Annotated in this window: 13 protein-coding genes; 4 read left to right on the top strand and 9 right to left on the bottom strand. The window is 38.5% G+C overall.

Features of this window, described 5'->3' with window-relative positions:
- Positions 1-86: 86 nt before the first annotated feature.
- From nrdR to ABX891_RS05445, 6 genes are all read right to left on the bottom strand, one after another.
- A complete protein-coding gene (gene nrdR, locus ABX891_RS05470) occupies positions 87-536 on the bottom strand; it encodes a transcriptional regulator NrdR (protein WP_002961761.1) in 450 nt (149 codons plus the stop codon).
- A 275-nt stretch (positions 537-811) separates the two neighbouring features.
- Positions 812-2068 carry a serine hydroxymethyltransferase gene (gene glyA / locus ABX891_RS05465; RefSeq protein ID WP_002961763.1) on the bottom strand — a complete coding sequence of 419 codons (1257 nt, stop codon included), beginning with the start codon at positions 2066-2068 and terminating at the stop codon, positions 812-814.
- Between the two features lie 269 nt (positions 2069-2337).
- The gene (gene thrC / locus ABX891_RS05460) at positions 2338-3621 is read right to left on the bottom strand and encodes a threonine synthase (protein WP_354629054.1); all 1284 of its coding nucleotides are present in this window, start codon (positions 3619-3621) and stop codon (positions 2338-2340) included.
- 11 nt (positions 3622-3632) lie between these two features.
- On the bottom strand, positions 3633-4568 hold the full coding sequence (gene thrB / locus ABX891_RS05455; protein WP_024596294.1) for a homoserine kinase: 936 nt from the start codon (positions 4566-4568) through the stop codon (positions 3633-3635).
- Between the two features lie 9 nt (positions 4569-4577).
- Positions 4578-6995 carry a bifunctional aspartate kinase/homoserine dehydrogenase I gene (gene thrA, locus ABX891_RS05450; RefSeq protein WP_165744068.1) on the bottom strand — a complete coding sequence of 806 codons (2418 nt, stop codon included), beginning with the start codon at positions 6993-6995 and terminating at the stop codon, positions 4578-4580.
- Positions 6996-7223: 228 nt separating this feature from the next.
- Positions 7224-7592 carry a response regulator gene (locus ABX891_RS05445; RefSeq protein ID WP_165744069.1) on the bottom strand — a complete coding sequence of 123 codons (369 nt, stop codon included), beginning with the start codon at positions 7590-7592 and terminating at the stop codon, positions 7224-7226.
- A gap of 355 nt (positions 7593-7947) precedes the next feature.
- On the opposite strand from ABX891_RS05445, the gene ABX891_RS05440 reads away from it, so the two are divergent.
- On the top strand, positions 7948-9717 hold the full coding sequence (locus ABX891_RS05440) for a sensor histidine kinase (protein WP_354629053.1): 1770 nt from the start codon (positions 7948-7950) through the stop codon (positions 9715-9717).
- A gap of 245 nt (positions 9718-9962) precedes the next feature.
- Here ABX891_RS05440 and ABX891_RS05435 read toward each other — a convergent pair whose 3' ends face one another.
- Positions 9963-11234 (bottom strand): IS4 family transposase, encoded by a 1272-nt coding sequence (locus tag ABX891_RS05435; protein WP_354629052.1) that lies wholly within the window; start codon positions 11232-11234, stop codon positions 9963-9965.
- Between the two features lie 360 nt (positions 11235-11594).
- Here ABX891_RS05435 and rdgC point away from each other — a divergent pair, with 360 nt between their 5' ends.
- Positions 11595-12512 (top strand): recombination-associated protein RdgC, encoded by a 918-nt coding sequence (rdgC, locus tag ABX891_RS05430; protein WP_002962662.1) that lies wholly within the window; start codon positions 11595-11597, stop codon positions 12510-12512.
- 346 nt (positions 12513-12858) lie between these two features.
- Here rdgC and ABX891_RS05425 read toward each other — a convergent pair whose 3' ends face one another.
- The gene (locus tag ABX891_RS05425) at positions 12859-13095 is read right to left on the bottom strand and encodes a uroporphyrinogen decarboxylase (RefSeq protein WP_309167421.1); all 237 of its coding nucleotides are present in this window, start codon (positions 13093-13095) and stop codon (positions 12859-12861) included.
- Between the two features lie 287 nt (positions 13096-13382).
- On the opposite strand from ABX891_RS05425, the gene ABX891_RS05420 reads away from it, so the two are divergent.
- Positions 13383-14039 carry a Crp/Fnr family transcriptional regulator gene (locus ABX891_RS05420; RefSeq protein ID WP_002962665.1) on the top strand — a complete coding sequence of 219 codons (657 nt, stop codon included), beginning with the start codon at positions 13383-13385 and terminating at the stop codon, positions 14037-14039.
- Positions 14040-14171: 132 nt separating this feature from the next.
- Positions 14172-15482: an IS4 family transposase gene (locus ABX891_RS05415; protein WP_354629051.1), complete on the top strand. Its 1311-nt coding sequence runs from the start codon at positions 14172-14174 to the stop codon at positions 15480-15482.
- A gap of 47 nt (positions 15483-15529) precedes the next feature.
- Here ABX891_RS05415 and ABX891_RS05410 read toward each other — a convergent pair whose 3' ends face one another.
- Complete coding sequence (locus tag ABX891_RS05410; RefSeq protein WP_002962666.1) at positions 15530-16096, bottom strand: phosphoribosyltransferase; 567 nt, start codon at positions 16094-16096, stop codon at positions 15530-15532.
- Positions 16097-16222: the final 126 nt, after the last annotated feature.

The following is a 16222-nucleotide window of genomic DNA, read 5'->3' as shown; positions in this document are numbered from 1 at the left end:
TATAGTTGTTCTATATGAATAATTTTTAACGCAGTGAGTGCGCTATTTAATGCGATAGAATGATCATATTTTTAATAAAATTGGTATTACTCCCCTAAACGGGCAATTTCTTCGCCAAATTCGCGTATATCTTCAAACGATCGATAAACAGAGGCAAATCTTACGTACGCTACTTTATCGAGCTTTTTGAGGGCTTCCATAATGCACTCACCCACCAAATGGCTTGAAATTTCTCGTTCGCCTGTAGCACGCAACTGCGATTTTATTATATTCACCACTTCATCTACTTGCTCTGTGCTCACTGGACGTTTTTCGAGTGCGCGATTTAAGCCATTTAATAATTTATCTTCGTTAAATGGTTCGCGGCTGCCGTCTTGTTTAATAACACGAGGCATAACCAGTTCAGCGCCTTCAAATGTAGTAAAGCGCTCATGGCAGTCGTTGCACTCACGGCGCCTGCGAACTTGATGGCCTCCACCAACAAGGCGTGAGTCAATAACTTTAGTATCTTTTGCGGTACAAAATGGACAATGCATAGCTCGGTACTTCCGTTTTAAAACAAAAAAGACCGCTAAATAGCGGTCTTTTATCTTAGCAAAAATTAAGGTCTGTTGCTCTTTCAGGATTTAAATTTGTTTTATCTAGAGCCAATTTAATTGCACTGTGCGATTTATAATCGAATAAACTGAGTCAAAACCCAGCCACAAAGCAAAAACTACTTTTAGAGCCACTTCAAAAACAGCGCAAATTTAATCTCAAAAGATAAACAGCTCCCTAACTGTTGTGCTGTTAATTACTGTTGCTTATGCAATTAAGCGTAAACAGGTAATTTTGCACAAATTGCTTTTACTTTTTCTTTAACTTGCGCCTGTACAGATTCATCAGTGATGTTATCTAGTACGTCACAAATCCAGCCAGCAAGCTCTTTTGATTCTTCTTCTTTGAAACCACGACGAGTGATTGCAGGAGAACCAATACGCAAACCAGATGTTACAAACGGAGAACGTGGATCGTTTGGCACTGAGTTTTTGTTAACTGTGATGTTAGCGTTACCAAGGGCTGCATCTGCATCTTTACCAGTGATATCTTTATCGATTAAATCGAGTAGGAATAAGTGGTTTTCAGTTTTATCAGATACGATTTTGTAGCCGCGCTCTTGCATTACAGCAACCATTGCTTTTGCGTTTTTAACAACTTGTGTTTGGTATACTTTAAATTCTGGTTGAAGCGCTTCTTTAAATGCCACGGCTTTTGCTGCAATAACATGACATAAAGGACCACCTTGGCCACCAGGGAAAACTGCGCTGTTAAGCTTTTTATAGATTGCTTCGTCGCCACATGCAGAGATAATTAAACCACCACGAGGACCAGCAAGTGTTTTATGCGTAGTTGTAGTTACAACATGTGCATGAGGAACTGGGCTTGGGTAAACGCCTGCCGCAATTAAACCTGCAACGTGAGCCATATCAACAAACAGGTAAGCACCTACTTTGTCAGCAATTTCACGGAATTTAGCCCAATCAACAATACCTGAGTACGCTGAGAAACCACCAATAATCATTTTTGGTTTATGCTCAAGTGCTAGTGCTTCAACCTGTGCGTAATCAATTTCGCCCGTTGTTTCATCTAGTCCGTATTGAATTGCATTGTAAAGCTTACCAGAGAAGCTTACGTGTGATCCGTGAGTTAAGTGACCACCATGAGCTAAGCTCATACCAAGTACAGTGTCGCCTGCTTCTAATAGCGCTAGAAAAACAGCAGCATTAGCTTGCGAACCAGCATGTGGTTGTACGTTTGCGTAGTCAGAACCAAATAACTCGTTAGCACGGTCAATTGCTAATTGCTCAACAACATCAACGTGCTCACAACCGCCATAATAACGTTTGCCAGGGTAACCTTCTGCGTATTTATTTGTAAGCTGTGAACCCTGCGCTTCTAGTACGCGTGGGCTACAGTAGTTTTCTGAAGCGATTAGTTCAATGTGCTCTTCTTGGCGAGCAGTTTCTTTGTTTATCGCGTCAAATAACTCTGGATCAAAATCCGAAATATTCATGCTACGTTCTAACATTGGGGTCTCCTAGGGCAACGTGTATGGTGTTTTTTAGAGGCTTTATTGTACGCTTTAAACGACTCTTTGCCTACGCTCTTAAGTTGAGGATATTTAAACAGGGATTGAAACTATTTCACAGACTTTTTAAGATGATATTTTCTTATAAAACCATAACGATTTTAAATGAATGCTATTTCCTACATTTAATTAGTAAATGCAATTCACTAGATTTAATAGCCTAAAGTTATAAAAAAAGGCGGCTTAACCGCCTTTTTGAATTAATTAACTTAGCCAAGTTTAGCAAGTATTTCTGTACGTAATGCGTCGTAATCGGCCTTTATATCGCTTGCTAGGCATGGTTTTGCTAGTGCGTCGCTAAGTGGTTTTGGCATACCTAATTCAATATTTAAAATACCCTCTACGCTTTCTTTAAACTTAGCAGGATGAGCGGTTGCTAAAAAGATACCCGCAGCACCAGGCGCTCGATTTTCAACAAGACCTTGGTACGCAATAGCAGTGTGGGGCTCTGCAACATAACCCGTTTGTTGAATTTTTTTCATCACCAATTGCGTGTCTTCCTCGTTTACGCTAGTTGAATAAAAGTTATCGTAGCTAAACCAGTTATTATCTAACATTGTTTGCACACGCGGCCAGTTGTTTGGCTTACTTACATCCATTGCATTTGAAAGCGACTCAAGTGTTGCGTTTGGCGTCCAGGTTTTATCAAGCATAAAGCGCGGCACAGTATCATTTTGGTTGGTTGTTGCACTTAATTTACCTACTGGTAAGCCAATAACCGCACCAATCATTGCAGCACATACATTACCAAAATTGCCACTTGGCACTGATATATGCGCTGTTGCGCGTTTTTCTTTTGGTAGTTGTGCAATGGCCTCAAAGTAATAACAAACCTGAGCAACTAAACGGCTAATATTAATTGAATTAGCAGAATTAAGCCCAAGTGTTGATTTAACTTCTTCATCTAAAAAGGCATTTTTAACCAACTCTTGGCAATCATCAAAACTGCCATCAACTGCGTAACAATGAATATTGTTACCTAACGTAGTAAATAGCTTTTGCTGAGCAAGTGAAATTTTGCCTTTAGGATATAAGATGACAACATCGATATTCGGCTTGTTATAAAAAGCATGTGCAACGGCTGCACCAGTATCGCCCGATGTTGCGGTTAAAATAGTTACTTTTTCATCTTTATTAAATTGCGCTAAACACTCAGCCATAAAGCGACCACCAAAGTCTTTAAACGCAAGCGTAGGACCATGAAACAACTCTAAGCAGTATGTATTCTCTTCAACTTCTACCAGCTTAACTGGAAAGTTAAATGCATTTTTAACCATTTGTGCCACAGTGTCGCTTGGCAGCTCATCACCAATTAGGTGAGATAATATTTTGCCACTGCGTGTAACAAAGTCCATATCAAGCAATGCATCAACATCGGACAGTGGGGCAAGGGATTCAGGGAAAAACACACCTTGATTACGACCCAAACCTGTTTTTACGGCTTCAACGAACGACACTTTTTGTGAGCTATCTTTTAAATTATGTAATTGCATGACTACCTATCCTATAAAACTGTTAATTGACGCGTGCCGTCGTTATCTAATTTACAAATGTGGCAAAAGCCTTGCTCGTTAATGTAATTTGCCTCTAACCACTGCGCGCATTGCTTTGCAGCTTCAAGTGTTTTACATACACTAAACAAGGTAGGTCCTGCGCCCGAAATACTCACTATTTCAGCGCCCAACGCTGGTAAGCTTGCTTTGGCTTCACTAAAACCTTTAATAAGCGGTGCGCGGTAAGGTTCTGCTATTTCATCTTTCATTATGCTAAGTGCATCGTCAAAACGATTAGTCAACAGTAAGCTACTAAATGCCGATAAACGCTGTGCAAACTCAACACTTGCATGCATGCTCAACTCTTTTGGTAAAACCGAGCGCGCTTTTGCAGTGTTGAGTGAAAAACCAGGGAACGCAGCAACGTAGTACCAATTTTCATCAACAGGCAGTGCAATCGATTTATCAGGGATTAAATCACCTGTTAATTGCAAACCACCTAAATAGCATGGCGTGATGTTGTCGTAATGACGACCACCGCTCACTACAGCTTCAAAGTCAGCCATAAGCTCAATAAGCTCAACCTGACTTAAGTTAGTTTGTGCAAACTTATCAAGGGCAGCAAAGGTAGCCACGACCGAGCATGCACTAGAACCAAGTCCAGATCCAATTGGTAAATTCTTTTTAAGCTCGAGCTTTACGCTTGGCATATCAGGCGCAACATGCGCTCTAAAATGTACTAAACACTGGTACGCTAAGTTTTCATTCGCATCACTTGGTAACTTGTGAGCGTAGTCGCCAGTACAAATAAATTCGTCACTTGGTGCTGCACTTACAACGGCTACATCGCCTAATAAACTACCATCAATTGGCGCAAGCGCTGCGCCAAGTGCATCAAAACCTACTGCAAAATTACCAATAGACGCCGGAGCATATACTTCAATCATAACGAGCTCCTAGCGCGATAGTGTTTTTAAAATATCAGCAAATACACCCGCTGCTGTTACTTCAGAGCCTGCACCATAACCACGAATAACAAACGGACGTGGCTGGTAGTATTGACTTAAAATAGCAAGCGCGTTTTCGCCATCGCGAATTACATTAAGCGCATGTTTTTCATCAACAGCCTCAATACCTACTTTACAGTGACCTCCTTTAATTGTACCTACATAACGAAGTACCTTACCTTCGCTCGCAGCACTTTGAATGCGGTCATTAAAATCAGCATCTAGGCTTGGTAGTTTTGCCATAAACTCATCAACGCTATCACCTTGTGCAAAACCTTGTGGTAATACTGACTCAACTTCAATATCGCTTAGCTCCAATTTCATACCGGCTTCGCGAGCAATGATCAGTAACTTACGTGCTACATCGGTACCCGATAAATCATCACGAGGATCTGGCTCAGTAAAACCGCTTTCTTTGGCTTTAATAGTTGCCTCAGAAAGTGATAAACCATCTTGAAGTGCGCCAAACATATACGAAAGTGAGCCTGATAAAATACCGCTAAACTCTAGTAACTCATCACCGGCACCAAATAATGACTGCAAGTTATCGATTACTGGTAAGCCTGCACCAACGTTAGTTTCGTATAAAAATTTACGATTATTCTTTTGCGTAGCAGCTATTAAATCTTGGTAATACGTGTATGAGCTTGTTGTCGCTTTTTTATTAGCTGCAACCACATGAAAGCCTGCATTTAAAAAGTCTACATACTGCGCAGCAAGTGCATCTGAAGATGTACAATCTACTAATACCGGATTCACTAAGTGGTTTTGCTTAACAAATTGCTCTACTAATTTTAAATCAAATGCTTGCTCAGATAAGGCCAATTTTTGCTGCCAATCACTAAAAGCGATGCCTTCGTTATCAAGGTGTAATTGACGAGAGTTAGCAACACCATACAAGTTAAGTTTAATATTACGCTTTTCAAGCCAAGCTTGCTGACGTTCAAGCTGATTAATAAGCTCTTGCCCTACTAAGCCACAACCTAGTAAAAACACATCAATTGACGGCACATGCGTGAAAAAGTTTTCATGGCATATTTTTACAGCGTCATTACATAACTCACCATCAATTACCGCAGAAATAGCACTTTCTGTAGAATCCTGTGCAATTGCCACAATATTTACTTGCGCTTGTGCAAGCGATGCAAAAAACTTAGCCGCTAAGCCACGGTGTGCGCGCATGTTGTCGCCCACTAAAGTAACAATGGCTAAATTACGCTGTACTTGTACAGGCTCAATAAGTCCTGCTTGTAATTCAAGCTCAAATGCAGTTTGTAGCGCATCGAGTGCAAGTGCTAGGTCTGTTTCGTGCACACAAAAACTAATGCTAAATTCACATGATGATTGCGTGATCAATACAATTGATACGTTATCATGAGCAAGCGCGTTAAATACCTTAGACGCCATGCCTACTTTACCTTTCATGCCTGGGCCTGAAACAGTTAACATTGCAAGGTCTTGTAAGCTAGAAAGCGCTTTTACGGGCTCATCAGATGAATAATCGTTACCAATTAATGAGCCTTGTGCGTCTGGGTTATGCGTATTTTTAATTTCACATGGCACGCCTGCTTTAGCACACGGTAAAATTGTTTTTGGGTGAAGTACTTTTGCACCAAAGTAAGAAAGCTCCATCGCTTCTTTATAAGATAAAAAATCTACTTTAGTGGCTTTTTTAATATAACGAGGATCAGCACTGTATACGCCATCAACGTCTGTCCAAATTTGACAAATCTCAGCTTCTAAACATGCTGCTGCAATTGCTGCTGAGTAGTCTGAGCCATTACGACCAAGCGTTGTAAGCTCGCCCTTGTCATTACTCGCAGTAAAACCAGGCATGATATAAATAGTTGCAGGATTTTCTTTAAGCACAGCTTGAAAGCGCGCTTTACTTGTTACTAAATCAGCCTCGGCGTCGATATAACCACCAGTTGAGGCGATACAGCTTGTTGCTTCTAAGTATCTTGCATCGTGCGAGTTCAATAAAGCCTGCATTAAAGAAACGCTAACGCGCTCTCCAAAGCTAATTACAAATGCGCGAACTTGATCAGGGCAACACTGTATAAGCGACACGCCATCTAGTTTATTTTTAAGTTCCCTTAGATCTGGCCAGATTGTAACTACTACGCCACTTTTTTCAACGTCAGCTTTTAGGCCTTCACAGCGACTCGCTAATGCTTGCCATTGCTGCGAAAAATCTAAGCCTTGCTCTGCGGCACTTGCGAGTGCAACTAGCGAATCGGTCATTCCACCTGGAGCAGAAAGCACCAATAACATTTCATCTTTTAACTGTGCTTTAACTAACTGAGCTACCTGTTGTAAGCATGCATAATCGGCAAGTGAAGACCCACCAAATTTTAAAACTCGCATTGTTTATGTTCCTCATCCCATAAAACGAAAAAAGGCCTGTGTTCTAAGTGAACACAGGCCTTTAAATTTGTTGCACCGACCTATGCCACTATCCAGTAAGAATGATGGTTGTAATAATAATGGTCAGTACGCGATTAATTGTTTTCATATGTTAAGACTGCCTTAACAAAGGCTATGCTGTCAACCCTAAATTAAAAGATAAAACAGCCTTTTTTAACATGAAAAAACCTAATGAATGCCAAATTTATGCAATATTTTATTTAAGCTTGATTTATTAATAGGTTTATCAATAAAATCAATTGCGCCAAGTTGGGCGACTCGTTGCTTCATTTTCTCCTGTATATCAGCAGAAATAACCAACACAAAGCACTCTATTTTTTCTATTTTTATAGTTTCAAGTACTTGTATACCATCAACCTCTGGCATGGTGAGGTCTAGGCACAGTAAATCAAAGTTTTGTGCTCTTAAAAGATCGAGGGCGTTTGCTCCATTTATAGCTTGTTGTATATCTGCATCTATACACTCATTTAAACACCGCACGACTTGTTTACGAGCAACAGCAGAATCATCACAGACTAATATCGAAAATTTCATCATGTTTACTACTACACAACCATCAAAGTTATTAAAAGACCATCTTCCTTTGCACTCAAGACACTTTAACACGCATCTAAATACTTAGCGCATTAATAATTCAATGCAATGATAAATATAGAATTAATTCATTTAAATATGATTAACGAAACTAAATTCTAATCAAACTTACAAAACTTAACGTCTAACAAATTTACTAATTCATAGCTGAATTTAATTACATTAATACTACATACCTATTTAATTAGATTTATCTTATTAAATTTTAACTTTTTTATTTATTTTTAGAGGTTTATTGACTAACTTTTAAATTACAATAGTAACGTTACAAAAATAACAAAGGATGAACAAGTCACTCATGTTACAAAAAAGCCTTTCTAAGAAGCTACTAACAAGCGTTTTATCCGTTTATTTTTTGCTTACCTTCGTAGTGACTTGCGGACAGGTGCTTGCTGAATATCTCAATACTAAAGACTATATACGTGATGAATTAAGTACATTACAAAAAACCTTTAGTCGTAGCTTAACACGTGCAATTTGGGAGCTTAATACCAAGCAAACAATTACAACAGCAGAAGGTTTACTCGCCATTCCCATGATTGAAGGGATTATTGTTCGAGACGACAGCGGCGAAATTATTTCACAATTAGGGCGCTCGCTCGACATACATAAGCTATATAACCAACAGTTAGTACACGAAGAAGCAATTTTAGAAGACGCGAAATCCGGTCTGTTTGGTTACACCTTTCCACTTATTTTTGAATTTTCTGGCCGTGCTACCCAAGTGGGTGACGTTACCTTATTTTCTAGCCGAGAAGTTGTTTTAAGCCGAATTATGGTATCAATCTACTTTTTGATTGGTAATGCGATGATTAAAACTACCTTTTTAATCATTTTATTTTTAATGGCATTTAGAAAGCTTCTTACAGATCCCTTAGCTGAGCTTACTGAGCAACTAGAAAACCTAGAATTAGATGAGCTAGAAGGACAACACATCGAAATAGAAACAGAGGAGCATAACGAACTAAAAGTAATGGAGCAGTCGTTTAACAAACTAATAGATAAAGTGGTTCAGTACAGAAAAGAGCTTGAGCACACCCAAAAAGAACTCATTATTAGTAACGAAAAGCTCGATCATCACAACATACAACTTGAGCAAGACGTAGCCCGTAAAACATCAAACTTAAGCCAAGCAATGATGGAATTACAACAGCAAAAATACGAACTTGAAAAGCAAAAAATTGTGCTCACTGAAGAAATAGACTTGCGCCGCAGCACAGAGCAAGAGCTAATTTCAAAACAAACTGAATCCCAACGTTATATAGAAGAATTAAGCCTTGCACAGGAACGTTTATTAGGCACAGAGAAGATGGCAGCACTAGGCGGACTTGTGGCGGGTATTACGCATGATATTAACACCCCTATTGGGATAGGTGTAACGGCAATATCGTTTTTGCAAGAACGCTTAAATAAACTCGAAAGTGCTTATAGTGAAAAAACACTTTCACCAAAAGCACTAGAAGAATTTATTAACGAAGCAAAACAAAGTACAAGTTTGTTAACCACTAACTTAGATAGAGCCTCAGAGCTTATTGCTAGCTTTAAGCAAATAGCGGTCGATCAGGCCAGTGAAGCAGTAAGAACTATTAACTTTAAAGATTACACTAACGAAGTAATACGCTCACTGCATCCAAAACTAAAAAAGACATCCCATACAATAAAATTAGAATGCCCTGATGATTTAGTTTTAAATTTACCTGCAGGCGCCATCAGCCAAATTTTTACTAACTTAATTATGAATTCACTCATTCATGGCTTTGAAGGTAAAAGCAACGGTGTGATGGATATCAAAATAAGCGCAGATGACACTAACTTAACGATTGATTACAAAGATGACGGTAACGGAGTTACCAGTGAGCAATTGAAAAAATTGTTTGACCCATTCTTTACGACTAAACGCGATGAGGGCGGAAGCGGATTAGGTACCCATATAATGTTTAATTTAGTTAAACAAACTCTTAGTGGATCTATTGATGCAACGAGTGAACCTGGCAAAGGTCTGCGTTACTATATTCAATTTCCAAAGAACATGGCTAAGCCAATGCCTATTTTTGATAAATATGAATAAAAAAAAGTATATGCATTAAATTTATTAAGGCGTGTTGATCTTTGGTAGTTGAATTTGCAGCAACATGTTTAGTTTTTAGGCAAGGTAGAGCCTATGTAGTGTGGTTATTCCCCAATAAATAGGCGATAACGCAGCATAAATACCAAACATGCGCTGCCCTTTGGGCTCGAGCTAGGGACGATTAACTCTTTGTTGCCTACATGGATGTCATAGGTAGGTACTTAAGAAAAACATTAAGTACAGCCTTAAAAATTTGGCTCTACCCCATACTGAAATACTCCTGTTTTTCGATCGCGTTTGGGGTGTGCCCTAGCTGCATTTTTCCTCAGAAAGTCAAATGCTCCATTAACTGCATTTAACAATCCTTTCCTATGCTTCCTAATAATCGCTGTTAATATGGCAATCCACCAAACACCCGTTGTTTTTGCTACTGTCATTGTAGACATTTCAGTTTTAAATATCTTTTCAATACAGCCAGTTAAAAATCTTTTAAGCGTGGTTACTATTAAACTTACATAAATTAGCGCCTCTTGTAAGGTTGCGTTTGATGTTTGAAAGCCGCGTAAATTATTATAAGACTTACACTCCTTAAAAAGTAATTCAACCTGCCAGCGTAACCTATATAATTTGCCTATTTCAGTCGCTGTAAATTCATCAATAGATAAATTAGTGACTAAAAATGTATATTGTTTTTCTTTTTTTGACCAATACCCAACGACTCTTGTTAGCTTGTTTTTTATGCTAACATTCATATCAATAAGATCATTTTTAGGTAATTCGGGAAGCAATTCACATAACTTTGGGGAATGACTTCCTGTTAATTCCTGTCCATTTTGCTTAAAAGCATTATGTACTCTGACTGCTTTTAATCCCTTCGCTCTTAATACGTAAAATCCTCCTGCTTTATCTAATTCATGAATATAACTACCTGAATAATATCCTCTATCAGCAAGTAACAACTGTCCTTTCAACTCTTTAAATGTTGGAAGTTCTTCACGTTCAGAGTAACTGTCTGGTGTTATACCTGCTTTTTCAAAGCAACCTTGCGTTAAATTTAAAGTAGCATGCAATTCAATGGCTGCTGGACACGTATTTGAAAATCGCCCAGGAAAAACATCTTTTAAAGAACGATGAAGCATAATAGAGCTACCGTCCTGAATTAAAATATTCTCAAACTTGCACAAATCTTTTTTAGTGTACTTAAGCGCATCATTTATCCAACAATTAAAAACTCTATTTGTTACCTCTCGCATTAGTTCAGCTAGTTCAGGTTTAACTAACTGGTTATGAAAAGGCTTATACTTAATAGACTGCCCTGTTAGCTGGTTATAAACTCTTAATATTTCGGATAAATAGATCGTTTTTTTATCCCCAAGCGCAGCAACAAGACTAACAACCATATGAAATGCGGTAATATTTCTTTCTCTTTTAGTAAATGCTACTTGTTTACCAAGTCGGTTCAGTTTTTTTTCACTTAGGATACTTTTTAACTTATTAATAAAAATGTTAGCATTCATTTGAAGCTCTTTTCTTGATTCTGTGGTTTGTGTGGTAACAACCATTTGATCATGAATTGAGCTTCAACTCAATTTCTTAAGATCTTACCTATGACATGGATGTAGGTAAGGGGCGTGAGCAGGACGCGGAAGCTTTGCTCGGTTTTTACTTATTCTTACATGGATGTAAGCCAGTAGGATAACGCAGGAGCAGTTACCGAGCCCACTAGGTTACAAACCTAGCGCCGCGATTTAATCTTCCTTGGATTGAACAAATTTCAATCCATAAAGTTCAACACGCCCTAGTAACAAATCAGTCATTTCGAGATGCTGTTTTTATTGCTATGATTGGACAAATTTTTCAAATGGATCAATTCCCCTATGTGGTTTAGTAACCTTATTTGTTACCGCTTTAAGCAAGACGTTTCATACACCCAAGAAGATTTTGATAAAGCATTAGAGCAAGATTTATTTCGCCCATGTACTGGTCAAGAGCTTGCAACATTTGGTTGGACAAAAGCGTTTGGAAAGCATGGCGAAACACTATCGCATTTTTCTCAAAAAAGTATTTTAGTTTGCGCAAAACGTGAAGAAAAAGTACTCCCAGCTTCTGTTATCAACGAACTAGTTGCTGAGAAAATTGATCAGATAGAAGCCGAAGAAAACCGCCCTGTTAAAAAGAAAGAAAAAGACGAATTAAAAGAAAACATTCTTCATACTCTTCTACCCCAGGCATTTAAAAAGTCGAGCTTACAATTTGCCTTTATTGACCAAGAAAATGGCTGGGTGGTTGTAAATAGTGGCAGCTTTAATAAAGCTGAAGAGCTACTGGCACTACTTCGTAAATCGTTAGGAACGCTCCCAGTTGTACCTGCGTTTGCTAACTACGACCTAGATGTATTCTTAACTGATTGGTTAACTAACTTTAGTACACCAGAAGGCTTTGCAATTGGCTCTGACGCTGAGCTTGAAGAAGCTGACGACAGCGGTGCACAAGTAAAACTAAAAGGCCATGATCTGGCATGTGATGAGGTTAAATCGCACTTAGAAAGTGGTAAACGCGTAACTAAACTGGCACTTGATTGGCAAGAACGCCTTAAGTTTATGCTGCAAAACGATGGCTCTATCAAGCGTTTAAGCTACTCTGAAACTCTAAAAGAAGAGAACGCAGATATTCCTAAAGAAGATATGGCTTTAAAACTTGATGCTGACTTTATTTTAGCTTCTGAGGAAATAAAGCAATTACTTGAAGAACTAACTGCTGGCTTAGGTGACGTTGAAGATTTAGAAAAAGCGTAAATACCACAAATATTTAAGCGCTTTGAAGCATTAAATAGATTCATATATAAGCAGGTTGGTATAACAGATAAAAAATCCGATAGCAGTTTACTGCTATCGGATTTTTTAATGGAATTTTTAGAAGCGCTTATTTATATATTTGTTATCCGCGAACAGAATTTAGCTAACGTTCGGCGTATTAAAACCTAATGAAATCATCTTTCAAGTAAGAGCTTACAGCAAGGTTCAAAGGAAAGTTATGTAGAGTGATATGAGATTATATGTATTCACTTCAAGCTGGACAGCACAAAAACTGAAGCTTTGATTTTAATTGAAATAATTAACTTATTTGTGCAGATAACTTATTTTAGCTTTTAGCGTCTTCAACTTTAGGTTGGCGATATATTTTTATAATGTGGTATAAATTTACAAGCGACAATAAGCCGTTGGTAAAAATAACAGGTACTGCGCCAATGGCAACACCGTATGCAGTAAATACAATACAACCAAACATGTTGTACCAACGCAGTTTTACTACATCTGTCATTGTTAACGATACAACCAATAAAGCTGATGCAATATAGCCTAAATATTCCCAACTCAATTGTTCTCTCCTAGCCTTTAGGTTAGCATTACATGTACTGCTAACTTATGGCATTTATAAGTATTGCAAAGTTACAACAAAATAAAAAAGCTAACTTGCTTAAAAACCTGAAAAAGTTTGCCGGAAAACACCAGCAAATTCTTAAATCATTACACGGGAAATGAAGGTAAAATAATACTATTAGCAAAGCTAATAATATTAGTAGCAAGTTAGCGTAAATTCTTAGTGTCTTAATGCTAACGTCATTAAGATGTAATAAATAGGACAAATGTCCGAAGAGCACATTGATGTTTCAATACCATTTTTCTAGTTACCTTGTTGATCAGCTTTTAACCTTTGCCGGTAGTAGCTATCAACAATCAAAAAAAGAAGTTCTGATCCATCAAGATCAGCCTTTAAGCAAGCTTGTGCTTGTACGCAGTGGCACTGTGTCGTTTAGTTACGACGTAGGTAATGGACGACGCCTGCTGTTAGGACAATTGGATTGTAACAACACCCTTATTGGTGAAATAGAAGCGCTAAATAATAATCCGTGTATTTATACGGTAACGTGCTTTAGCGATGTAACTTATAATCTTATTGAATTAAGACATTGGCGTGCTCTGCTGCTTGAAAAACCAGAACTGAGTTTATACACCGCACAAACTATTGCGGCTAAATTTCAGGAAAACCAAAAAATCAATTTAGATAAGCTACTACTACCATTGAGCTACAACATAGCCAAAGATTGCTTACTAAGAGCCGAGAACAACAACCCTACGCTACTTAGAGCCTATCCTACTGTAAATGCTGAAGCCGAACGCTTTGCCACCACTGAGCGAGCTTACAGACGTGTTGTTACAGAGCTTGTCGAAAAAGGCTTGGTACTTAGAAGTAACGATGGCTTACAAGCAGTCGATATACCAAAGCTAAGTGAATACGTAGATAGCTTTGCTCAACTTTAAGTTATTTAAAATTTACCCATAAAAAAAGGCCTTAACGGCTAATGCCGATCATTTAAGAATTAGTTAATAGCACTTGAACGATCTTCTAGGTATGTAAGAATCCGAATTCTTTTGTAGAATTCGGATTTTTTTATGCAACTTTTTAATGCTCTCGATATTATTAACAACATCAAACCTAATGACGTTGAAACACTCGCAGACTTACTCCCTTTATCTCTTATCGAAGAAGCCTATGCACTGACCGAAACCGTTACACTACGAAAAAGAAAACTAACCCTAGAATCGATGGCTTGGTTGTTGATCGGGATGGTTATTTATAATGACAAATCGATGGCCGATGTCGTTAATATGCTCGACATTGTTGATCGCGATGGTAAGCCATTTGTTGCGCCAAGTGCTTTAACTCAGCGTCGTAAAAACCTAGGTGAAGCCGCCATGAAAGCCTTATTTGAATGCACCCAAAGGCATTGGAATAATGACGCTAATCATCCTCATTGGAATGGGCTTACCTTGCTTGGTGTCGATGGTGTCGTTTGGCGTACGGATGACTCACCCCAAAACAATGAAGCCTTTACAAAACCGACTAATACACAATACCCACAGGTCAGAATGGTGTGTCAAATGGAGCTAAGCAGCCACCTAATCACGGGGAGTGCTTTTGATGATTACAAGGTCAATGAAATGGTGCTGGCTGAAAAGCTTATAGAAACCACACCCGATAACAGTCTCACTTTATTCGACAAAGGTTTCTATTCTTTAGGGCTTTTACATAAATGGCAAACAACTGGCAGTGAACGCCATTGGCTAATCCCCCTGAAAAAAAATGTGCAATATGAAGTTATTCAAACATTAGGGCGTAATGATAAATTAGTCCAACTTAGCAGCAACCCAAGAGCAAGAAAGATGTGGCCAACGCTGCCTAACACCTTAATCGCGAGGTTAGTGACTCGAAAAATAAAGGGGAAATCATATAGTGTGATGACATCTATGACAGATCCGATGCGATATCTATCAGCCGATATAGGTGATTTGTACAGTCACCGCTGGGAGATAGAGCTTGGTTATCGGGAACAAAAGCAATATATGCTGGGCAATCGATTAACATTAAGAAGTCGCTTACCAGCGCTTGTAAAGCAAGAGCTGTGGGGAGTGTTGCTTACTTATAATATGGTGCGATATCAGATGGTAAAAATGTGCCACACATTAAAAGGTGATTATTTACCGTACCAACTGAGTTTCAATGGTAGTTTAGCTCAAATAATGAGGTTGCTTGTTGGATTACCTTATTCAACACCTGGAGCCATACCACGTCAATTAAAATACTTTTATGCGATGGCAGAAAGCCTAATTCTAGAGCCTCGAAGGGATCGAGGTTTTCCTCGTGCAGTCAAGCCAAGACCACAGCGGTACGCTAGAAATAAAAAAGCCGCTCACCTTAAGTGAACGGCATTAGGCCTTAACGGCCTTTTTTTATTTATACAAATTACTGATTACTTCTCTAGCAAAATGTCATGAATTTTCACAAGATCAGATTTACCTGCAATAATTTCATCCGGTGTTAAACCCGATAGTTCATGCGGGAACACTAACCACTCTTCAGACTCATGAATATAATAATCTGGAACAGTGTCTACTTTTGAGTTTTTTGGCTTGTAGTACGGACATGCAATACGAATATCACGTGGCAAGTTTAAGCGCATAAGCTCTGAAAGCTTTTCTTTTAATGCAACAATACTACGACCAGAGTCAAATACATCATCAACAATTAATAATGAGTCGCCTGCATTTGCGTTCTCAACAATGTAATGCAAACCGTGGACTTTAATTTCTTTAGATTGTTTACCAATACCGTAATAAGACGATGTACGTACTGCAATATGGTCAGTCTCAATGCCTTTATAATCGTAATATTCTTGAACAGCAATACCGATCGGTGCACCACCTCGCCAAATACCAATAATAAAATCAGGACGAAAGCCATCTTGGTATACTTGTGCCGCTACGCGGAACGAATCTTCAAGCAGCTGTTGAGCTGTGATGTAGCACTTATCTGACATAATTAGAAACCCCAGTGGTGGATATAAGATTTGAGCGCAGCTTAGAGTTAAGCAAAAATTAAACTCAAACAGGTATTGGCGACGGATTTTACCGCAAATGAAATAAAATTGCTTGCCTGTAAATTA

It is taken from the genome of Pseudoalteromonas sp. NCIMB 1079 (genome assembly GCF_040567695.1).
Taxonomy (GTDB): Bacteria; Pseudomonadota; Gammaproteobacteria; order Enterobacterales; family Alteromonadaceae; genus Pseudoalteromonas; species Pseudoalteromonas distincta.
This window is presented reverse-complemented; position numbering and strand designations above follow the sequence as displayed.